The following is a 21,643-nucleotide window of genomic DNA, read 5'->3' on the forward strand; positions in this document are numbered from 1 at the left end:
ATAAACGGCTTCTATCCGGACAAAACAAGAATGCCGCTCAATAAACCGTCTAATTAACGACCGTCTTGAGAATTTTCCTGAGCTGGCTATCACCCTCAAAGCCACATTGCGCTGCTACGTAGTCTAGCTTATAGCCTTCTCTAAGCAGATGGCCAGCCTTCTCTGCCCTTACCTTGTTAAGGTACTCGCCAATGGTCAATCCGGTCGCTTTCTTGAAAAGGCGGGTGAGGTTCCGTGGGCTCATGTTGACATGGTCGGCGATGGTTGCGGTCAGCAGTTTCTCTCCTAGGTGTTCAAAGATGTACTGCTGGGCAGCGTGTACCCTGTCTTCCAGATGGTTCCCGTGGCGCAGGAAAACACTCAGCTGCGGGTCATCAGCTCCCCTTCGGGAATATACCACCGTGATCTTGGCGACCTCATAAGCCAGTCTCTGCCCAAACAGCCGCTCCAAGATAAACAAGGAAAGGTCAATGCCGGAACTTACGCCCGCGCTGGTGAAGACTCCCCTGTCTTCCACAAAAAGACGGTTGCGCTTCAGTCCCGCCTCCGGGAACCGGGCGGTAAACCTGGAGAAATACCCCCAGTGGGTGGTGCAAGACCTCTGGTTCAGCAGGCCCGCCTCAGCCACAAGAAATGCACCCGTGCATACGGAGCAGATGTTCGCCCCTGAGGCATGCTGCTCTCTTATCCACCCAAAGAAATCTTGCGCAGAATCCAGGAAAGTGGGATTGGACAAGATGGTGTAGTCTATGCCAGGGATGAAAATATAGTCACCTGTGCTTAGAGAATAAGAGTTGAAGGGGACGAGCCTAGAGAAGAAAAGTCCGGCGGAACTCTCAACCTCAGCTGATGAGCCAATGGAGGCGAAGCACAACTCAAGTTCAGGGTGGAACACCTTAGCCTCATAGAAAATATGAGCAGGACCAGTGATGTCAAGCAAGTGAACTTGTGGAGGGACTACGAAGACGATTTTCATGCGTGGGGAGGGCAGCCTCTTACCTGTTTGAAGGTTACCTCTAAAGCGACATGCGGCTCTTAGCTCCTTTGTCTTATTTGTGCAAGCAGGTAGGTAGGCGAAAGGTAACGGGTTGTAATTCTTTGTAAATATACAAATTTGGAAAAGCTAACCAGTCTTAGATTAAAGCGGAGCTTTCCAGGTTCTTTTGGACATACGTCAAAAACACAGCAGTTTAACCTACTCATGAACAGTTAGCTATATTTTGGAATGGAAGCTTTTACCTCAGGATGAAGCCTTGCTTTTCTTAAGCTCCGCCTTCTTCGCTTCTATTTTCTTCGTCTCGGGCTTTTTGGCATCCGTCTTCTTGGTCTCTTCCTTTTTAGCCTCAACTGGCTTGTCATCCGCTTTCTCCTCTTCCCCAATCAGCTCAATGGCTTTCGCCAGTAACTCGTCTTTTTTGGCGAGCACGCCTTTTAGGGTGGGATGCACCTGCTCATCCAGGCGTACGCCCAGGCGCTGGGTTACATTGTTGTTGGGGTAATAGATGCCGTTGCCCGAGAGCGCCACCACGTATTTGCCGGGCAGGTTTATGCGCTTCACATCACCGTCGGCGCCGGCAGACTGCTCGCCTAGAGTGATGCTGTTGGGGAACAGGCGCTGCAAACTCATGGTGTGCCACTCGCTGATGCTTTGGGTGGTACCGTCCACCAGAATCACCACCTTGCCGTTATAGGTCTCCTCATCGGGGGTGATGTCTGTGGGGTAATAGACCTCGGGTTGGGTAAGCAGGCGGTAAGAGCCTACCTGGTACGGGTTCAGCTGGAAGTAGCGGGCAAAGTAGTGGTTCTTCTTCCCGAATTTCTTGTACACGTAATGGAACACGAAATCACTGTTATCTGGCTCGCCGCGCATGTCAAAGATGATGCCTTTGGCCTTGGTGGCGCGGGTGAAAAGTGAGTCCATGAGGCGGTAATCCTCCTCTGAGGTCTCGTCTTTAATGAGGCGGAAAGTATCGTCAATCTTGAAGTGCACAATGCCTTTAGCGGCGTAGGCCAGGCCTTTGCTCTTTTTGGCGGGTACTGCCTGCTTCTTTTTAAAGTAAGCGTCAATGAGTTTGGCTTTGACGGCCTGCGAGGGGTCCATGAGCCGGAGGGTGGTACTGAGTTGTTCCTCGCCGCGGGTGAGCTGCACATTCATGGTGGCGTCTTCTGAGCGGAACAGCAGGTTATCGCCCCACTCTCCTACCCGTGCCCATAGGCTGGACTCATTAGACACCGACAGCAGCGCATCCAGGGCCCCCACCCACTCAGCCACTGAGACACTGTCCAGGCCTTCTATGATATCGCCCCGGCGGATGTTGGAGCGCTTGCAGAGGGCCTCATCAATAACGGCGGTAACCACGATCTTCTTCTCGGCCACCTGGTAGTCAAAAGGCGGGTAGTAATGGTTTTTGAAGAGCTTCTCGCGGTGGTGCAGTTGCCGGAAAAACGAGTAGGCCTGGGTATCATCCAGGCGGGCGTTCACGCCCAGCAGCAGCCGCTCGTACTCTTCGCGGGTCTCGCACTGGGCAAACTGCGGAATGTACAGACTGATGACCGCATCCCAGTTCTCGTCCATGAGGTGCTTGTAGGGGTACAGGTAGTCTACAAAGGCCTTGAACTTGGCCAGGGCCAACATCCGGAGCGGGTACGGCAGGTTCTCCTTCGGGTCAAAGGCGTATTCCGGTTCATGGGGCATGGTGCCGCCGTACGGGTTATTGCGGATGTAGGTGTAATAGTGCTTATCCCCGGTGTAGCGGCGCTCAAAAATCTGGTTGAGCATTTTCCGGTTATCAGAGGAAAGGAACTTCGATTTGGTGCGCCAGGAATCGTCCAGGTTCTTGAGCAGGAAAGCGCCTTTGGGGTTGTCTTTCTGCGGACCGGCTTTATCTCCGGCCGGCACGCCCACTTCGTTCAAAAGCTGCTTGAACACGGCATTCACCTGCTTCTGGGTTTTGGCTGAGTCTACCTTGGCCAGGTTGGCCAGAAACAATGAATCGGCTTTCAACTGCCCCATGGCAGAGGCCGGATGGTAGTACTTCAGGTGGCCCCAGATGCGGAAGAAGTACAACTGCTTTTCGGTGTCCAAGTTATCCTTATCCTGAGCCCAGGCGCCGCTTTGGCTGAGTAGCCCAAAGCCCAGAACCCAAAGCAGTATCTGCAGCCTGAGCCAGAGGTTGTATGTTCCTAAGACAAGGGGAAGTTTTCTGTAGCTGTTTCTCATAATGAATATCTTTTCCTGCCTCGGCCCAATTGGCAAGTATCCGGTGGGTTGCCAACACTTTGATATTCGCCTACGCAAAAGGCAATACTAAGTGTAATTGCCTGTAGAAAGATCAAATCCGTTTTGCGCCTGTTTTTGGGAAACAAGCCCCAAACGGACTATTATCTGTTAAACGGTTTAAGGCTGGGCTTATTTTGCTATTCCACGATGAGTACGCCCCTCCCGGCCAGTGAATCTGCGAAGTGCAGGTCATCCAGGTTACTGAACTCCAGAGTCTTGCGTCGGTTGTCGTTCAGAAAGAGGGTGATCATGGGCACTTCATCTGAGCCGCGCAGCTTCTTCTGAGCCTTCACAATCTGCTTGAGGTCAATCTCATCGCGGCCGGGGTCTTTGATGCCGCGGGTGTAGCCCACGTAAAGCCAGAATACCACAATGGCCGCCGTAATGCCGGCAAAAATCAATTGGTACAATTGGTGCGTGAGCAGGTAGGTTTTATAGTGCTTCTGGGCTTGCAGTGAGAAAAAAACCGTCCAGCACAGGGAGGCCACCAGGTGTAGTATTTTCACATACTTGGCTTGCTCACCATTGATGAAGATCCGGTCCCCCTCTATTCGTAAACTTCCTCTTTTTAACTGAAACGTGTTCATCTGATCAAACTAAGCCCTCGCTACCACGAACATACCACAACTGATTCAAAAACGAAAACCAATGGGCATTTGCTATACGAAAATCAGGTACACAGGCTAAAAAGGCCCGCCTGTTTTTCACTTGTTTTCCCAGAATCAGGCTTAAAACAGGGCTGTCTTTCTGTGCTCCCTTCTCCGAAATATGAACACTCCCTCCCCTAAACCGTTACAGTAAAAATACTGCACCTGGACATGCAACATTACCTACCCCTTGAGAAATACGGCCTGATCGGGAATCTGCACACGGTGGCGCTGGTCTCCAAATATGGCTCCCTGGATTACCTTCCCTTTCCCCGGTTCGATGCCCCTACCCTTTTTGCCCGCCTGCTGGATTACAAGAAAGGAGGCTTCTGGTCTATCCAGCCAGAGGCCAAAGAGTTCCGCAGTCGGCAACAGTACATCCCAGACACCGCCATTCTGCAGACCCGGTTCTTCACCCAGGATGGCATGGCCGAGCTCCTTGACTTCATGCCTCCCAAAGAGCAGGAAAACAGTGGGGTCATAGTGCGCATGGTGAAAGTGGTGAAAGGCCAGATGTCCTTCAAAATGGACTTCAAACCTGAGTTTGACTACGCCCGCGCTCCCCACTCAGTCACCCGGCAGGGTTCCCAGACCTTCCTCATCCAGAGCGAAGGCCAGGACCAGACCCATATCAGGTTCTCGGCCAGTAAGCCCTGCACGGTGCAAAAAGGAGACATAAAAGGCGTCTGGACGCTGGCCAAAAATGAGACCGTCTGCTTTGTGCTGGAAGGGCAATCTGTTAGAGAAGCGGAACACCCTAAGGACCTGATGGCTTACTTTGAAGACACGCTACGGCAAACCTTCCTCTTCTGGCATGATTGGGTAGCCAAATCAACATACCAAGGGTACTGGCGCGAGATGGTGATGCGGTCGGCCATCACGCTCAAACTGCTCACCTCCCGCACCTACGGCTCCACGGTGGCGGCCGCCACGTTCAGCCTGCCCGAGGCCATTGGCGGCTTACGCAACTGGGACTACCGTTTCACCTGGATCAGAGACGCGGCCTTTACCATCTACGCCTTCTTGCGCCTGGGCTACATGGACGAGGCCCGGAAATTCTGCCTTTGGGTTATGGACCGCTGCCAGGAAATGCCCCAGCCTTCTGACCTACAACTGATGTATGCCGTAGACGGCTCCACCGATGTGCACGAATCCACCCTAGACCACCTGGAAGGCTATTTTCAGTCGGGGCCGGTGCGCATCGGGAACAAGGCCTCCCAGCAGTTCCAGCTGGATATCTATGGCGAGCTCATTGACACCATTTACCTCTACAACAAGTACGGAGGCCCCATCACCTATTCCTTCTGGAAAGCCCTTTGCTCTCTGGTTGATTTTGTTGCCGATAATTGGCAGCGACCCGACCACGGCATCTGGGAAGTGCGCAGCGAAAAGCAGGATTTCACCTACTCCAAGATCATGGCCTGGGTAGCCCTGGACCGCGGCATCCGGATTGCGCAGAGCCGCTCTTTTCCGGCTCCCCTGGATAAATGGATCCGGGAGCGCGACACCGTGTACGAGGAAGTCTATGAGAAACACTGGAGTGAAGAAAAGCAGGCCTTTGTGCAGTACAGAGACGCCACCACCCTGGATGCGGCTGTACTCCTGATGCCCCTGGTGCGCATGATCAGCCCCGTTGACCCCAAATGGCTGTCTACTCTCAAAGCCATTGAAGAAGAACTCATGGCCGGTTCGCTGGTTTACCGCTATAACCTCACCGACGGTGCCCAGGACGGCCTCTCCGGCGACGAAGGCACCTTTAGTATGTGCTCCTTTTGGTATGCCGAGAACCTTTCCAAAGCCGGTCAGCACCACAAAGCCCGTCTCCAGTTTGAGACCATGCTGGGCTATGCGAACCACCTGGGCCTCTACTCTGAGCAGATAGGAAAACAAGGCGAACAACTTGGCAACTTTCCCCAGGCGTTCACCCACCTGGCCCTCATCAGCGCCGCCTACCAACTCAACCGCCAGATCAACGGAGAAAAGAAAAACGGCTACCGGGATCTGTTTGTCTAAAAGCGGTTAGGTTTGAGGCCGTTTTCAGCAAAACAGCCTCAATACCGAGATCCGATTTAGTCTATTCTAAGCCCGATTTCTGGAAATGGCCTTAAAACTTGTAGTGGATCATCACCCTTTGTATCCTGTTACAGAACACCTGATCAGAGATTGTGCACGGCAGATTTCTGCAGCAAGTCTTTGATCTCGGCTTCTAAACGGGCAAAGTTCTGGCGGTTTGCCTCGTCCTGGGTGATGATGACTTCTTTTCCATCTTCGCCGGTATAAGTCCTTGGAGCCTGGGCTCCCTGAGTGAAGTTGATGACTTGGTTCTCAGGGGTGATCAGGTAGGTGCTGGGAAAGCCCATGGTGTGCCTGAACCCTGCAATATCAATGGTGTTAGGGTCTGATACTACTTTATTGGAAGGTACCAACGTAATAGTAGGGTTGTACTCTTTGGAAAGGGTTGTAAGCCTATCTGCCGGGTCCTGGAACAGCAGGACAAAGTCTACCTGGTCTTGGTACTTTTCGGCAATCTGGTTTAAAGCGGGGATTTCCGCACGACAGGGTACGCACCAGGAGGCCGTCACCTGCAGGAACATGGGGTTGTCCTGATTGGCGGTTTCAAATGCAGAACCATTCAGGGCGGTAAACCTGTGCTCTTTAATGTAAGTGTTGACAATGACTGCCTTGATGGAATCACGGTACTTCAGGGCATTCTCTGCATCTCCCTTGTCCCAATACTTTTGCGAATCCACCCGGTATTGCTGGATTCTGCTTTCGGTGCTTCCTAAATAGATTTTTTCTGGCTGCACAGGGTCAGCCGTTTTTTGTACTTCCTTAGTGCAAGACCATGACAATGAAGCTAATAGAATGGAACAAGCGATTCTTTTCATGAAGGTGTTATATGGTATTAAATTTTAAATAGTAAGAAAATGAGGTAAGACCCGGATAACTGGCAGCTTCAATCTCAACGAAATATTCAATGCTTCTAATATAAAGCCATTATCATCTAATTCATTGTTCTTCCGCTTGTTTTAAGCCTTGTTTTTCAGAACCGCAGGTAAAACGAAAGGCCGCTCCTCAACAGAAGCGGCCTTTTATACCTGATTTCTCTAAAATAGCCTTAAAACGGAGGAGCGTCGTCAAACGAGGAGGCCGGGAATCCGCCACCCTCGTTCATCTTGCTGCCCAGCCTGATGGTGCTTGGTCCGCCGCCCGCCGGTGGTCCGTCGAAGTCAGAGGTTGGGAAGCCGCCACCGCCCTCAATGGCACCACCGCCACCAAAGCCGTCTTCCAGGTTCCCGAACTTGGTGTACTTACCAATGAATTTAAGGTACACGCTGCCCACCTCACCGTTCCGGTGCTTGGCAATGATGACCTCACCTACGCCTGTGGTTGGATTACCCATCTCATCCTCAGTGATACCGTAGTATTCAGGGCGGTACAGGAATACCACCATGTCGGCATCCTGCTCAATGGAACCAGATTCACGTAAGTCAGAAAGCATTGGTTTCTTGTCACCACCGCGGGTTTCCACGGCCCGGCTCAGCTGCGAGAGCGCGATTACCGGCACGTTCAATTCCTTCGCCAGCTGCTTCAGAGCCCGCGAGATAGACGCGATTTCCTGTTCACGGTTACCGCCGCCTTTACCCTCGGTGTTACCGCTCATGAGCTGCAGGTAGTCAATGATGACCATTTGGATGTCATGCTGCGCCTTCAAACGACGGCACTTGGTCCGGAGCTCCCGGATGGAAAGACCCGGGGTATCATCAATAAAAATTGGAGCCTGGCTCAGGCGGGAGATTTTGTGGTTCAGCTGCGCCCACTCATAATCCGCCAGGTTTCCTTTTTTGATCTTCTCCCCTTCCAGCTCGGCCTCAGCGGAGATCAAACGGTTAACCAACTGAATTGAGGACATCTCCAGGGAGAAGATAGCCACGCCTTTGTTGAAGTCCACGGCGGCGTTCCGCATGGCCGAAACCACGAACGCCGTCTTTCCCATCGCGGGACGCGCGGCCAGGATCACTAAGTCAGACGGCTGCCAACCGGAGGTCACGCGGTCCAGGGCATTGAAACCACTGGGCACCCCGGTCAAGCCTTCTTTCTGGCTCTTTTTGGCTTCCAGTTCCTTGATGGCTTTGTGCATCAAAGACTGCATGTCATCAAAGTTCTTCCGGATGTTACTTTCAGACACCTCAAACAGCTTGGCCTCAGTAGAGTCCAGCAGGTCAAAAACGTCGGTGGTGTCTTCGTAGGCGCGACCCAGCACCTCAGAGGAAATACTGATGAGGTCACGCTTGATGGCGGCCTCAGTGATGATACGGGCGTGGAACTCAATGTTCGCCGCCGAGTTAATGCGGGTGGTGAGCTGCGTCACGTAAAAGGCCCCGCCCACAAACTCCAGTTCACCCTGCTCGCGCAGTTCCTGGGTTACGGTCAAAATATCTATTGGCTCCGATTTATCAAACAGGGCCAGAATCGCTTTGAAAATGCGCTGATGCGCGTCTTTGTAGAAACTTTGGGGTTTTAATAAGTCAATAACGGCCGTGAGGGCGTCTTTCTCCAACATGAGCGCACCCAACACCGCCTCTTCCAGCTCCAGCGCCTGCGGCGGAAGCTTTCCTAATCCGGGCGTTACGGTCTGCTTGGGATTCCAGGCAGCCTTACCCCGCGTCGCTTTTAATTTCATCTCCTCCATAAAAGCAAATGTAAGAATGTTACCGCCTCCGGTAATCCACAAAAAGGGCTACATATCCACAATTTTTAAGGATAAAATGGCAGGTATCTTAGAATCAGTTTATTGCCGTTTTGCCCCTGTTTCTTAATAAATGGGCCTAAAACAGATCTCTAGGTGCGTAACACCGTTACGCCGGGTTCCTATGCAACAGAACCGAAGCCAATCTTTAATAACTGTTCTGCGACTTGAAATTTACTATTGCTCTGAAAAACGGTCCTCCATCTTTCAGCTGCGCCTTCCTCAAAGCACCACGGCGTTACAGTGTAACGCCGCTACAGAACGGTAATTGAGGGCGGGTTTCTGATTACCATATTTCATCTATCCACAAATTTTAGGGGAGATATCCACAAATCCGTTGCTCCACTCGTAGAAGGTCGTATTTTAAAATCATTACATTTGCTCTCTTTGATTGAGACTACATGAGTACAGAGGCGTATCAACACATTCACATGATTGCCATTGGGGGTAGCATAATGCACAACCTCGCCCTGGCATTGCACCGGAAAGGCCTGAAAGTTACAGGCTCAGACGATGAGATTTTTGAACCAGCGAAAGGCCGCTTGGCTGCCGAGGGGTTGCTCCCCGAGGCCGAAGGCTGGTTCCCTGAAAAACTCCATTCCACCCCCGATGCCGTGATTGTGGGCATGCACGCCCGCCCGGACAACCCCGAGCTGCTCTACGCCCAGGAACACAACATTCCTATTTTCTCCTTCCCGGAGTTCATCTACGAGCAGTCCAAAAACAAGCAGCGCATTGTCATTGCGGGGAGCCACGGCAAGACCTCCATCACGTCCATCATCCTGCACGTGCTCAAGTACCACAACCGCTTGTTTGATTACGCGGTGGGTGCCCAACTGGAAGGCTTCGACCTGATGGTTAAACTCACCGAAGATGCGCCTATCATCGTAATTGAAGGCGATGAGTATCTCTCCTCGCCTATCCAACGGGTGCCCAAAATTCATAAGTACCACCACCATATTGGCGTCATCAGCGGCATCAGCTGGGACCATATCAACGTGTTTCCTACCGAGGAGAACTACCGCGAGCAGTTCCGCATTTTCGCGGAGATGACGCCCAAGGCCGGTACGCTTATCTACAACCAGGACGATGAGCAGGTGCTGGACGTATGTGTGCCCAATAACTCAGACGTGAACTACATTGGGTACACCATCCACGAGCACAAAATCAAGAAGAGCGGCAAAACCGTGCTCAAAACCAAGAAGGACGATGTAGAAATCCAGTTGTTTGGCGAGCACAACCTGCGCAACATCAGCGCAGCCAAAGAGGTCTGCAAACAGATCGGCATCAAAGGTCAGGCCTTTTATGAGGCGCTGGCTACCTTCAAAGGCGCCGCCCGCCGCCTGGAGAAAATCGGCGAGAACGAACACACACTGGTCTACAAAGATTTCGCGCACGCGCCATCTAAGCTGAAAGCCACCTCCGAGGCCCTGAAAAAGCAATTCCCTGACCGCCAGTTAATCGCCTGTTTGGAGCTGCACACCTTCAGTAGTTTGAACAAAGACTTTCTGCCGCAATACAAAGGCACGTTCCTGTCTCCAGATGTCAAGATTGTCTACTTCAACCCGAAAACGCTGGAGCACAAACGCATGCCTCCGCTGGACCCTCAGGATTTAAAGGCTGCCTTCGGCGACGAGGGTATTGAAGTGTACACTGATAATCAGGCGCTGCAGGAGTTTCTGCTGAATAATAACTGGAAAGACAAAAACCTGCTCATGATGACGTCCGGCAACTTCGGGAACCTGGACCTGCAGAAACTGGCAGATACTATTACCGCTTCTTAATTCCTGGTTCATGAAATTACATCTGCGCAAACCCATCGTCTTCTTTGACCTGGAAACCACGGGCGTGGACATCTGCCGCGACCGCATCGTGGAAATAAGCATGCTCAAGGTGATGCCCAACGGTGAGGAAATCCTCAAGACCACACGCGTCAACCCCACCATCCCTATTCCCATTGAGTCCAGCATGATCCACAAGATCTACGACGATGACGTGGCCGACTGCCCTACCTTCGCAAAGCTGGCGCGGTCGCTGGATGATTTCCTGAAAGGCTGTGACCTGGGCGGATTCAACCTCATCAAGTTCGATATTCCCTTGCTGGCCGAGGAGTTTCTTCGCGTAGACATTGACTTTGAAATTGAGAACCGCTCCATCGTAGACGTGTGCCGCATCTTCCATATGATGGAGCAGCGCACCCTCTCGGCGGCTTACAAGTTCTACTGCAACAAACCCCTGGAAAACGCCCACAGTGCTGAAGCAGATAATATTGCCACCTACGAGATCCTGAAAGCGCAGGTAGAAAAGTACGAGCAAGTACCTCTTCCTGGTGCTGAGGACCAAGCCATTTTCCCGGTTCAGAACGACATGCAGGCCCTGCACAAGTTCACCTTCCAGAAAACCGCTGACCTTTCCGGCCGCATTGTCTACAACAGCAACGGCGTGGAGGTCTTCAATTTCGGGAAGCACAAGAACGTGTCGGTTGAGGATGTTCTCAAGAAAGAACCCAGCTACTATGACTGGATGATGAAAGGCGATTTCCCGCTCTACACAAAGAAAGTACTCACCCGTATTAAGCTTCGCGGCGCTTTGCAGCAGACGGCATTGAAACTGTAGGTTTGTAGCACGTGGCGCGTATCAGGTAGCACGATTTTTATTCTATTACAGGGCTGTTTTCTTAAAAATGGCCTCTAAACAGAACGGCCTCTTTCAGTGGAAAGAGGCCGTTCTGTTTTGTGCTTGAATTCAGCGAATAAGCACTAATACAGCTGTGTCTCAGCCTTTTCAGGAGGTGATACTTTAAACAGCACCAACAAAGGAGTGATAAATAAAATAGAGAAAGGTGTGAGTAGTATGTAATCAATAATGGCTCTAGACCGCATGCGCAAACCTGGATCATCTCCGGTTAATTTAACGATTAACGCAAAAAACAGGGGAAGAAAGAAGATTCCAGCAGACAAGTAGATGATTATTTTTCGCTTAGCCTTGTCTGTGAAAATTGTCCATAGAATCAGAAAGCAAAAGAAGGCATTTAACAAAATCAGGGTCAGGACCTTTACGTCAAAGGCCTTCTTGGCAAGCTGATCGTACAGAGAAGGTGTTCCCAAAAAGCTGAAAATGCTTCTGTATACAACCTCCATTTGGTCAAAAAGAAAATCTACCGCTGTGCCAAGAATCAGTAGTGCCAACCCCAAGGCAAAAGGCAGGTAAAGCTTTTTGAGGGGAGGCAGATTGTTTGTTTGCGTTTTATCCATGGGTACTGCTTACCTGACCTTCTAACTCAAATGATAAATTTGAATACCTCTTTACCCATATAATCCACATTGAGAATATAAACGCATATACCACAAAGGAGAAGGTATATTTATGGTTGAAGTCAACAGTTCCATGGCTGTAGATATGGTTTAAAGACAATGCTGCCACCCGCAATACGTTGATCAGGTAAATAGCCAGAACGCCTAAAGGAATAAAGAAGAGCTTTTTGTTTAGGCTACCTGGAAAAGCACCAATAAGGCCTGTGAAAGTCGCCATTAAAGCCAAACTATTGCAAGGATTCCCAATGAAAACCGTAGGTCTTCCATTCACTACAATAGTGGTTTTTTCCACTGACGTAACGTAACCCAGCAAACTTAGCGCCCTAGCACCAGCATGCGCTACTCGCTCTGACAGCCAGGTGTCCACATAATCATTCGGGCCAATCCAACACTCATAAACCAGGAACCAAAGCGCGTATAGCCCTCCAATAGCTCCAAGGAATTGTATAAGGTTCTTCTGCTTTCTATATAAATCTTTCATTTTCTAAATTCTATTTTGGCTGCCCTCTGCAACTTACAGATCATTCATCGTTCGCCAGAAATATCAACAACTGCCCTATAGTTGCTAATCAGGACCTATATCTATAAAAGTATTTTAACCAGGATGGATAAAATGACTGCGGCCATTACTACCTCCCAAGCCACTATTGTTCTCTTGGGGGAATTTACTAAATCATTCACCAGCATGCTTTTTCCTCTGACATACATGGGTATGACAAGTAAAACGAAACTGCACCCAAGTCCCAGATCATAATTTGCAACCGGAAATTTAAGAAGGAACACAAAGGCATTTCCAAGAATCCAGGGGAACAGGAGCATTGCATTTAACAGCAAGGATCTGTTGCCCTCCTTCATGAGCGTTAAAGAATCACAACTCATGAAAACCAAAACTGAGGCCAAATATCCTATAACCACAAGTAAAAGGATACAAAAACCCGCTAAAGCAAAGATCAACGGTTCAGGAAGTGAGGACCACTTTAACGAGAACCAGATTCCATCCTTAGCAACAGTTCCACTAATGATTGCTCCAAGGCTAAGGTTCACTCCATGTAGAAATCCCCAGAAGAAGAACTGTTTCCAGATTGTACCTGTAGTCTCCAGTTTCAAAAGGGCTCTAAGGCAAAAACAGCCTAATATAAATGCTACAGCAGGTGAGGTGAGAAAAACGGGAACTACGCTTTCTGGCGACCAGGACTTACCGTGCAGCAAAAATTCTAATCCACTAAAATGAAGCGAAGCGTTTATGCCAAATGCTAATTCAGATACTAATCCAGTGGCAATCTGGGCAATTAGGTAAACTCCAAGGTAGCTCAAAATGTACATGGACCACCCATTAAGAGTGGCCCATAACAAAATGCTTTTACCTGTGGTGTCTTTATTTAGGAACGAGGAGGCAATTGACATTCAGGTCCAGTTAACTGATCTTAATTAGTTCAAGGGTTTCTGTGCCTTTCGCTTGTCGCGAAGTTTTTTAACGCCATAACCTGCTCCTGCAGTTAAAAGTAAAGTTGCCCCCCCATCAATGGGTACTCCGGTTGGGGGAGTATTAGGGTCTTCTTCCTCCTCTTCTTCTTGAGGCTTTGGTCCCCCACTTCCTGGGGCCTGGCCAAACGAAAGTGAGGCAGCAACCAAAATCAATGAACCGGTCAACAAACAGGCTTTGTAAATATTGTAAAATGTCTTTTTCATCTGTGTTTCTTAAATGGAAGGCAAGCACTTGATGTTTCCAACAGTGCTTGCCTTCTCAATGATTTATTTTTGGAGAACAATCTTTTTAGTGATGGTTTTACCCTCGGTTGTGATCTGCAGGTGATACACACCAGCAGCCAAAGAAGAAGTTTCTACTTTAACTCCTGACTCTGTCTCTCCACCTTTATAGGTTTTGGAAAGCACCTGCTGTCCGTAGCTGTTGAAAACGTTCACCAGTACCTTCTCACTAGAGGATTTCAAACCAGAAAGCATAAGGTTAGTGTCTCCTTTTGAAGGATTAGGGAATACTTGAACTTGCAAACCTTTCACTTCTTCTCCGGCACCTAAGGGGTTGTTTGCTACTGAGGCGAAGCGTAAAACAAATCTGGTTGGGCTAGTGGTAGTGGTAAGGGCCACACTGATTTCTTTCCCCTTGGATAAATCATAAGTAACGTTTTTCTCTAAATCTATCAACTGTACCTGGGCAGAAGAAGAGAAATTTGCCATTTCAGCCACGGAAAAGATATAGGTTCCGTTGGCAGGCACATAAAACTCCAGAGGTAAGGTTTGTAAGGCGTTATTTAAAGGTAAACCTTTGATAGAAAGAGGTTCCTGACCTGCCCTGGCAAATAATGTTGGCCGATCATAATTATAAGTAAGAACTTTAAAGGCATCGTATCTCCCATCTACTTGACCTGAAATACTCTCCTGGAAATACACATATAGTTCGTCTGACAGATTACCTGAATTTTTCAAGTTCAACTGTAATTGTGGCCGTAGATCTGGCCCTGTCCGGTACATGGCAGTTTCAACATTGTAAACTCTGGCTTCATCCGTGAAAGTCAGGCTTTGTCCATTAGAGGAGGCATGAACAAAGAATCCTTGCATTGGGGCAACGTACCGGGCATCTGCATCACCTACTCCATTAACAAATGCAGCATATGTTCCAATATATTGACCAGAGGACCGGTAAACATAAATGGCGTTATCTATACCACCTGAGAGGTTAAGTTTTTCCCAGTCTATAGGAGAAGGGTATGGATTCCCTAATAAATGCCACCCGGAAGCTGCGCCTATTCCTTGATTTCCTAACCCAGAGATCTTGATATTCCCAGAATTCAGTTGTCCGCTTAGGGTCACTTTTGCCGAAGCAGGAATATTCACGGAATACCCTTTTCCAGGCTCTAAGGAAGAAGAGAGAGAGGAAGGAGAATACCATCCGAAATCAAAAGCGCTGGTGGTGGCATTTGTAGAAGCCAATCTGCTTTGGTCGTAGCCAAATATGGTAGGGAATGGCTTTACTGTATAAGGATTGGATGCACTGTTGTAAGCAGGATTGACCGTTGGAGCATAATTCCCGGCTGCTAAATCACCAACCGTAGTGTTGTTCACGGGAGAAGCAAAATGACGATAGCCCGGACCAACATTGAATTGGTTATCAATGTAGCGTTCCATAGAAGCTTCTCCAATCACTTCTCCACCTTCATTCTTTACATAGGCCGTTCCTGTTTCGTCAGACAACAACATAAGCCTATTGTTATTAGTCTTTAAGTCACCTTTTAAGGTCAATACCCCAGCTATGGCCACGTCTCCAGCCAGTTCTGTGCCGGTGGTACTAACCGTAAAATTGTTTAATTGGGTTAAAGAACTTCCGCCAATAGAACCCACGGTTAAGATTCCATTTTCATGAATGAAAACTCCATTGTTGGTAAAATTCTTCCTTACATTCAAAGTCCCGCCAGTGGCAAGGGTAAAAGAAGCTCCCTGATTAATGAGGAAATTCCTGGCGTTAAAAGTACCTGTACTTAACTTAGGAAACCGGGCGGCAGTTTTGATGATAACATCAGTATTCACATTGGGAAGCCCCAGTGTCCAGTTTTCAGCATTACCGAAATCGGCTGATTTTGCCCCGGTCCACTCTGTAGGCGCAACGGTTATATCCCCTGCGGGGTTGACTGATCTATCAGAAACATCAGGATTTCTAGCCTCCACAGTAATGGTGTAAACTCCGTTGGCCATTTCTGCAGGTAGGTTAACTTCTATTTCTTCTTTAAGGGGAGCTCCGGGAACAGTGGTAGCCATAATACTGCTATTGTTTCCATTTCTGAAAATCACCTCAAAAAAGGTTTGGGAGTTATAGAAACCATTATAAGTGAACCGCACGGTGACTTTGTCGCCGGGTCTGGCAACTGCTGGAGATACACTATTGAAATTAATTGTAAAAGGAGGCTCAACACTTTTTGCCCCAAAGCTTCCTGCGGCCATTACGCCGTAAGTGCCATATCCATCCAAATCATAGATGACATCAGTACTTTCAATGCCGCTAAAGGAACCATTACGAAATCCAACAATCCCGTTTTCACCTATGCTAGCATACCCGAAGTCGCCACCAATTAAAACCTGGCCGTACCTTACGGTGATAGCTCTTACAGTTTTCATTGAAGATGGATCAGGATTATAACTTGAGATAACAGTTCCATCGGTTTTAACACTGGCGAAATGTTTTCTATCCAAGCCGTTAAAAGTTGTAAATGCCCCGCCAATAAGCAGATTACCATTCATCTCAATAGCATAAACGGTTCCATTGGCGCCACTACCTGGGTCAAAACCATTATCCAGCGTTCCATTTGTATTTAATCTGGCAATACGGTTAATGGCAGTTCCATTGTAGGAGGTAAAATCCCCACCCACATAGAATTTACCATTATACTCCAACACCGTTTGAATACTGCCATTAGCTCCTTCCCCATCCAAATTGAAGGACTCGTCCAGGGTTCCGTCAGTGTTTAACCTGGCAATATGATTAACCGACTTCCCATTATAGGATGTGAAATCACCAGCAATTATATATTTATCCCCATTCTTCGTAACGGCACGAACTGGTCCATTAGGCCCGGTCCCGGCCTTGAATGATTTACTTATGCTTCCATTGGATTTCAGCAGGACGATTCTATTTACTAGGGTATCATTGTAGGTGGTGAAATTTCCGGCTACCAAAAAGTTGTTTCCCAGGTCAAGGGTTGCGTAAGCCGGACCATTCAACCCAGTTCCAGATTTAAAGTTGGAAACCAAATCTAATGAGCTATTTAGAACAGCTACCCTATTCACACTGGCATCGTGCCAGGAAGTAAAGTCTCCTGCTACTAAATAAAATGGTCCAGGCTGATTATAAGCTTGAAAGTCACCAATGATATCGGTTATGGAGTAAGCGGTCTTTTCCTGGCCACTTACTGTAAAACAGACAGAAAACAGCAATATGAGCAGCATACTTGCTCGGGAACAAATTGCTTTAATGGTTGTAAAAAAATGCATAGGCAGATATTTAATTTTAATTTATTAAGGTTGAAGTATGATTATAAGTAAACCATTATATAAAGCATCCAAATAGCATCATCTAATCCTTTTAAAATCACTAAACCTGTTGAGAAGGATTTCTAGTCAAAGGCAGAAAGAAGATGTTGAACCATGGATTCCACCAAAAGAGGTTAACAGAAGTGGGTTCGATGATCCCAGTTATTAAATTTTTATTATATATTAGAAAATCAACATAAACCTTTTTGACATTAACTTTCCCGCCTGTGATGTTAGGAAAATCAATATCTCATGATGAATTATAAAGCGTTGAAGTGGAATTAAGCTAAAGACAACGCGGGGGGATACATTGCACTGCAAAATTATGTTGGTTTCAACCACCTTCCAATACTTACAAATAAGTATTGGAAGGTGGTTGAATGATATTTATGAATGATTGACTTCCAAAGGTCAAGAAAATATCATTATTCAATTCGTATTTTATCCTATGACAAAGGAAAAGTATAAGCTGGAACTGCTACTTTTCACCAATTTTTCCAAAAGGAATTAACTTCTTTTTCTGAAAACACCATTATAACGGAACGGCCTCCTTCAGATAAAGGAGGCCGTTCCGTTATAATGGTGGCAATGGCGGGACTTATTCTCCTCGCACAAGTACCTCGTTACAGTATAATGAGGCTACATTTCCGGATTGTCCCGTAGCGACGTTACAATGTAACGTCGCTACGGGACAATCCATCCTAACCTTAACAGGTTTTGTGTTCAGTAACCTACCTAAGGTGTCACGCCTAAGGGCAACAACAAGGGATTGCCCTTACATTGAAAAGATAACATGAGAACAAGGCAGTGCCTGGCCTCAACTGAAATGCCAGTCGTTTCCAGCTCTTTTCACCAAAACGGGCCTAAAACAGAACGGCCTCCCTTGATCAAGGAAGGCCGTTCTGTTCAAATGGTCATTCATCGTGCTATGTGATACGCACTAGGTGGTACTACCTTGCTTTGTCAGACTTCAGCAAGAGCGCTATTAAAACAGCGCTGAATACAAACCATTTGGTTCTGGCTTTCATGGCTTAGCGGGCTTTGTAATATTTCTTCGCTTCTGGCATGTTCTTCTTGATATCCGCGATACGGGTCTCGTTGGAAGGGTGGGTGCTCAGGAACTCAGGTGGCGACTGTCCGTTGCTGGAGGCGGCCATCCGCTCCCAGAAAGAAATGGCACTTTCTGGGTTGTAACCGGCCATGGCCATGAAGATCAACCCTAACCGGTCAGCTTCAGATTCCTGGGTTCGTCCGAATTTCATAAGACCAACCCCGGCCCCGATACCGTAGGCAGTATTCAACACCTGGGAAGAAGCACCTCCGCCCAAAGAACCAAGGGTAGCTCCGCCAAACTCGGCAGCCAGTTGCTGGCTGATGCGCTCATTGGAGTGCTTGGCAATGGCGTGGGCAATCTCGTGACCCATTACCACGGCTAAGCCGGTCTCGTTCTGCGTGATGGGCAGCAAGCCGGTGTATACCGCGGTTTTTCCGCCGGCCATGGCAAAGGCGTTCTGTTGCTTGTCGTCCTGGATCAGGTTGAACTCCCATTGGTAGCCTTCCAGCTGTGCCGAGGCTCCCTGCTGGCGCATGAAGCTTTCCACGGCACCTTGGATCCGCTGGCCTACCCGCTTCACCATGGCGGTCTGGGTAGCGTTTGTAGAAAGTTTACTTTGTTTCATCAGGTCACTGTAGGCCTGGAAAGACATCTGGATCACCTCCTGGTCACCCACCAGCGATAGTTGCCGGCGGCCCGTGATTGGAACTGTGGTACACCCTACCATCAGCAGAACCGCCAACGTGAGGAGTGCATTTCTAAACATGCTCATTTTCATAGATAGGTTAAGGTAATACAAAATAGATCCTGCTCCGGCGCTGCCCTCTGCATAGGAACGATGACCTATACGGAGAAAAATTAACAAAGTGTTGGCCGCTCAGAAATCCGGGGCAAATCTATGTTTATTCCCACATACAATTCCATGCCAATTTTATTTTTGGTCAAGTCTTTTTGCCAGACTTGAGGCGACCACGAGAAAGTCCTATCTTTGAAAACAAAAGATAAGTCATGAAAATACTTGCCATAGGCCGTAACTACGCTGAACATATTGCTGAGCTGAAAAACGAGGTTCCGGACGAGCCCGTGATTTTCTTTAAACCAGATACCGCCGTTCTGCGCAACAATGAACCGTTCTACTTCCCAGACTACAGCACTGATATTCATTATGAAGTGGAGCTGGTGCTGCGCATCAGCAAGGAAGGCAAGAACATCCAGCCTAAGTTCGCCAGCAAGTATTTTGACGGCATCGGGATTGGCATTGACTTCACCGCCCGTGACCTGCAGACCAAGGCAAAAACCAAAGGCCTGCCCTGGACTTTGGCTAAAGGCTTCAACGGCTCCGCTCCTGTCTCAGACTTTCTGTCCGTAGAAGAGTTTCCGGCGTTTGACAACATCAACTTCAGCCTCAAACAAAACGGCGAGTTGAAACAGCAGGGAAATTCAGGCATGATGATCCATGACTTTGGCGCTATTCTGGCGTATATGTCCCGGTTCATCACCCTCAAGAAAGGAGATCTTATTTTCACCGGTACGCCGGCGGGCGTGGGCCCCGTTAAAATAGGAGACAGAATTGAGGCGTTTATAGAAGACAAAAACCTTTTGAATTTTGAAGTTAAGTAGCGTACGTTCCTTTTTCATTGCCTTATTACTGGGAAGTAGCGGAACTGCCCTGGCGCAGGCCCAGCCTACTCCCCAGGCCTCTTTTTCGGCCAACCCGTTTGCGTTCCCCATCAAACCAGGCACCCAGAATTTCCTTTCGGGCAGCATGGGTGAGATCAGGCCCAACCACTTCCACGGTGGCATTGACATCAAGACCGAAGGTAAAATTGGTTTACCAGTCTACTCCGCCGGCGATGGCTATATCTCCTATGTGAAGATCTCCAGCTACGGTTACGGAAACCTGGTGTTTGTGACGCACCCTAACGGATTGGTAACCACGTACGGCCACCTGAACCACCTGGTACCGGCCCTGGCTGATTACATGCTGGGCTTGCAGTACCAGAAAAAGTCCTTTGACGTGGAGGCGTCCTTCAACGAGGCCCAGTTCCCGGTGAGGAAGGGTGACGTCATCGCTTTCTCCGGCAACACGGGAGGCTCTGGCGGTCCGCACCTGCACTTTGAGGTACGTGACACCAAAAACAACCTGCTCAACCCGTTGCGCTACGGATTCCCCGAGATTGTAGACCAGATTCCGCCTACTGTGTACAATTTCGCCCTTACGCCGCAGAGCATTGATGCCCGCGTGAAGGGTGAATTCAAGCGGCAGGAGTTCACGCCGGTAAAACAGGGTAACATCTACACCATCGCAGATACGCTCACCGCGTCGGGTTTGCTGGGGCTGGAGATCCAGGCGATAGACCAGTACAACGGTGCGGCCAATACCAACGGCGTGCAGGCCATGGAACTGAAGATCAACGGAGAGACCATCTACCGCCATAACATTGATGGCGTTCCGTTTGAGAAGCAGCGGCAGGTATCGGCGCACATCAACTTTCCGGTGCTCAAGATCAACAACCGCGCTTTTCAGCGGCTGTACGTAGCCGATGGCAACTCCCTACCCATTTATGAGATTGACCACAACCGCGGCCGGTTCAGAATAGAGGAAGGAAAAGTCTACGAGGTAACCGCCGATCTGTACGATTCTTACAAGAACACCACGCAGCTGCGTTTCTACCTCAAAGGCGAAAGCAGTGCTTATAAATCCATAGGCACTCCTGTGGTCTCCAAACCTAAAATCGGGCACGAAATTGTAGAGAGTTTCCTGAAAATAACCGTGGCAGATACCGCCAAAGAAGCCCGTAACCTGGACCTGTACATCGGGAATTATAAGTACGCGGTGATTCCGTCTTACACCACCAAAGCGGGATCGGTGTACCTCTACAACATGATAGGCGGCCTGCCAGATTCGGCCGAGGTAAGCGGCACCCGCGTGCGTTTCCCTTTCAGCCACCTCATTCCTCCGGGCACCGAGTACCTGTACTCCAACCGTTTCATGGACATCACCTTTGGGAAGAACTCGTTGTATGATACGCTCATTCTGCAGACCTCCCGCGATGCGCAGGATGTCTTCAGCATCAACAACCCGTTGACCACTTTGTTCCAGCCGGCCAAAGTCACCATCAGGCCCGCTAAGTTGCCGCTGGATAAATCTAAAGCGGCCGTGTATGCGCTGGGTTGGGGCAAAGGAGCCGGATTTCTGGGTGGTACCTGGAACGGAGATGCCATTACCTTCAGCGCGAAAGATCTGGGCAAGTTCAAAGTACTAAGTGATACCGTGGCGCCTACAGTCAAATTGGTAAGTAAATCACCCAACCAGATCAGCTTCAGAATCTGGGATAATCTCTCGGGTATCGCCAGCTGGAACTGTGAGGTAAACGGCCAGTGGCTCCTGCTCAAATGGGAACACAAAAACTCCACCCTCACCTCAGAGAAACTGGATAAAACTGTACCTTTGGCTGGTGACGTAGTACTGCGCGTAAAAGACGCCATGGGCAACGAAGCCGTTTACACTACCAAGATTTAGTGTTTAGTTGTTGGTTGTTGGTTGTAAGTTTCTTC

At 48.9% G+C, this 21,643-nt stretch carries 16 protein-coding genes; 5 read left to right on the forward strand and 11 right to left on the reverse strand.

Features of this window, described 5'->3' with window-relative positions:
• Positions 1–49: 49 nt before the first annotated feature.
• The 3 genes from J3P35_RS14350 to J3P35_RS14360 form a co-directional block, all read right to left on the reverse strand.
• Positions 50–976: a GlxA family transcriptional regulator gene (locus J3P35_RS14350; RefSeq protein WP_210465265.1), complete on the reverse strand. Its 927-nt coding sequence runs from the start codon at positions 974–976 to the stop codon at positions 50–52.
• A gap of 264 nt (positions 977–1,240) precedes the next feature.
• On the reverse strand, positions 1,241–3,220 hold the full coding sequence (locus J3P35_RS14355; RefSeq protein ID WP_210465266.1) for a S41 family peptidase: 1,980 nt from the start codon (positions 3,218–3,220) through the stop codon (positions 1,241–1,243).
• Between the two features lie 197 nt (positions 3,221–3,417).
• Positions 3,418–3,786 (reverse strand): hypothetical protein, encoded by a 369-nt coding sequence (locus tag J3P35_RS14360; RefSeq protein ID WP_210465267.1) that lies wholly within the window; start codon positions 3,784–3,786, stop codon positions 3,418–3,420.
• A gap of 312 nt (positions 3,787–4,098) precedes the next feature.
• On the opposite strand from J3P35_RS14360, the gene J3P35_RS14365 reads away from it, so the two are divergent.
• A complete protein-coding gene (locus J3P35_RS14365; protein ID WP_210465268.1) occupies positions 4,099–5,940 on the forward strand; it encodes a glycoside hydrolase family 15 protein in 1,842 nt (613 codons plus the stop codon).
• A 143-nt stretch (positions 5,941–6,083) separates the two neighbouring features.
• On the opposite strand, the gene J3P35_RS22125 is transcribed toward J3P35_RS14365, so the two are convergent.
• The gene (locus J3P35_RS22125; protein ID WP_210465269.1) at positions 6,084–6,734 is read right to left on the reverse strand and encodes a TlpA family protein disulfide reductase; all 651 of its coding nucleotides are present in this window, start codon (positions 6,732–6,734) and stop codon (positions 6,084–6,086) included.
• A gap of 311 nt (positions 6,735–7,045) precedes the next feature.
• Positions 7,046–8,620, reverse strand: coding sequence for a replicative DNA helicase (gene dnaB / locus J3P35_RS14375; RefSeq protein ID WP_210465270.1), 1,575 nt, complete (start codon positions 8,618–8,620; stop codon positions 7,046–7,048).
• Positions 8,621–9,078: 458 nt separating this feature from the next.
• Here dnaB and J3P35_RS14380 point away from each other — a divergent pair, with 458 nt between their 5' ends.
• On the forward strand, positions 9,079–10,461 hold the full coding sequence (locus J3P35_RS14380; protein WP_210465271.1) for a UDP-N-acetylmuramate--L-alanine ligase: 1,383 nt from the start codon (positions 9,079–9,081) through the stop codon (positions 10,459–10,461).
• Between the two features lie 10 nt (positions 10,462–10,471).
• On the forward strand, positions 10,472–11,293 hold the full coding sequence (locus tag J3P35_RS14385; RefSeq protein WP_210465272.1) for a 3'-5' exonuclease: 822 nt from the start codon (positions 10,472–10,474) through the stop codon (positions 11,291–11,293).
• A gap of 143 nt (positions 11,294–11,436) precedes the next feature.
• On the opposite strand, the gene J3P35_RS14390 is transcribed toward J3P35_RS14385, so the two are convergent.
• The 6 genes from J3P35_RS14390 to J3P35_RS14415 form a co-directional block, all read right to left on the reverse strand.
• Positions 11,437–11,931 carry an XrtX-associated membrane protein gene (locus J3P35_RS14390; protein WP_210465273.1) on the reverse strand — a complete coding sequence of 165 codons (495 nt, stop codon included), beginning with the start codon at positions 11,929–11,931 and terminating at the stop codon, positions 11,437–11,439.
• Positions 11,924–12,472, reverse strand: coding sequence for an exosortase X (gene xrtX, locus J3P35_RS14395; RefSeq protein WP_210465274.1), 549 nt, complete (start codon positions 12,470–12,472; stop codon positions 11,924–11,926). Before xrtX ends, J3P35_RS14390 begins: the two co-directional genes overlap by 8 nt.
• Positions 12,473–12,573: 101 nt before the next feature.
• Entirely contained in the window at positions 12,574–13,395 is an 822-nt protein-coding gene (locus J3P35_RS14400; protein ID WP_210465275.1) for a hypothetical protein, read from the reverse strand.
• Between the two features lie 24 nt (positions 13,396–13,419).
• Positions 13,420–13,680 (reverse strand): PID-CTERM protein-sorting domain-containing protein, encoded by a 261-nt coding sequence (locus J3P35_RS14405; protein WP_210465276.1) that lies wholly within the window; start codon positions 13,678–13,680, stop codon positions 13,420–13,422.
• 63 nt (positions 13,681–13,743) lie between these two features.
• On the reverse strand, positions 13,744–16,992 hold the full coding sequence (locus J3P35_RS14410) for a T9SS type A sorting domain-containing protein (RefSeq protein ID WP_210465277.1): 3,249 nt from the start codon (positions 16,990–16,992) through the stop codon (positions 13,744–13,746).
• Between the two features lie 1,070 nt (positions 16,993–18,062).
• On the reverse strand, positions 18,063–18,851 hold the full coding sequence (locus tag J3P35_RS14415) for a M48 family metallopeptidase (protein WP_210465278.1): 789 nt from the start codon (positions 18,849–18,851) through the stop codon (positions 18,063–18,065).
• A 242-nt stretch (positions 18,852–19,093) separates the two neighbouring features.
• On the opposite strand from J3P35_RS14415, the gene J3P35_RS14420 reads away from it, so the two are divergent.
• Entirely contained in the window at positions 19,094–19,705 is a 612-nt protein-coding gene (locus J3P35_RS14420) for a fumarylacetoacetate hydrolase family protein (protein ID WP_210465279.1), read from the forward strand.
• Entirely contained in the window at positions 19,692–21,608 is a 1,917-nt protein-coding gene (locus J3P35_RS14425) for a M23 family metallopeptidase (RefSeq protein ID WP_246850220.1), read from the forward strand. The genes J3P35_RS14420 and J3P35_RS14425 overlap by 14 nt, the downstream gene beginning before the upstream one ends.
• Positions 21,609–21,643 lie beyond the last annotated feature (35 nt).

It is taken from the genome of Rufibacter roseolus, assembly GCF_017916365.1.
Lineage (GTDB): Bacteria > Bacteroidota > Bacteroidia > Cytophagales > Hymenobacteraceae > Nibribacter > Nibribacter roseolus.

Excerpts from the sequence above, each read along its gene's own strand:
- J3P35_RS14350 (WP_210465265.1), bottom strand. The coding sequence starts at position 976 with ATGAAAATCGTCTTCGTAGTCCCTCCACAAGTTCACTTGCTTGACATC.
- J3P35_RS14355 (WP_210465266.1), bottom strand. The coding sequence starts at position 3,220 with ATGAGAAACAGCTACAGAAAACTTCCCCTTGTCTTAGGAACATACAAC.
- J3P35_RS14365 (WP_210465268.1), top strand. The coding sequence starts at position 4,099 with ATGCAACATTACCTACCCCTTGAGAAATACGGCCTGATCGGGAATCTG.
- dnaB (WP_210465270.1), bottom strand. The coding sequence starts at position 8,620 with ATGGAGGAGATGAAATTAAAAGCGACGCGGGGTAAGGCTGCCTGGAAT.
- J3P35_RS14380 (WP_210465271.1), top strand. The coding sequence starts at position 9,079 with ATGAGTACAGAGGCGTATCAACACATTCACATGATTGCCATTGGGGGT.
- J3P35_RS14385 (WP_210465272.1), top strand. The coding sequence starts at position 10,472 with ATGAAATTACATCTGCGCAAACCCATCGTCTTCTTTGACCTGGAAACC.
- J3P35_RS14390 (WP_210465273.1), bottom strand. The coding sequence starts at position 11,931 with ATGGATAAAACGCAAACAAACAATCTGCCTCCCCTCAAAAAGCTTTAC.
- xrtX (WP_210465274.1), bottom strand. The coding sequence starts at position 12,472 with ATGAAAGATTTATATAGAAAGCAGAAGAACCTTATACAATTCCTTGGA.
- J3P35_RS14400 (WP_210465275.1), bottom strand. The coding sequence starts at position 13,395 with ATGTCAATTGCCTCCTCGTTCCTAAATAAAGACACCACAGGTAAAAGC.
- J3P35_RS14405 (WP_210465276.1), bottom strand. The coding sequence starts at position 13,680 with ATGAAAAAGACATTTTACAATATTTACAAAGCCTGTTTGTTGACCGGT.
- J3P35_RS14410 (WP_210465277.1), bottom strand. The coding sequence starts at position 16,992 with ATGCATTTTTTTACAACCATTAAAGCAATTTGTTCCCGAGCAAGTATG.
- J3P35_RS14415 (WP_210465278.1), bottom strand. The coding sequence starts at position 18,851 with ATGTTTAGAAATGCACTCCTCACGTTGGCGGTTCTGCTGATGGTAGGG.
- J3P35_RS14420 (WP_210465279.1), top strand. The coding sequence starts at position 19,094 with ATGAAAATACTTGCCATAGGCCGTAACTACGCTGAACATATTGCTGAG.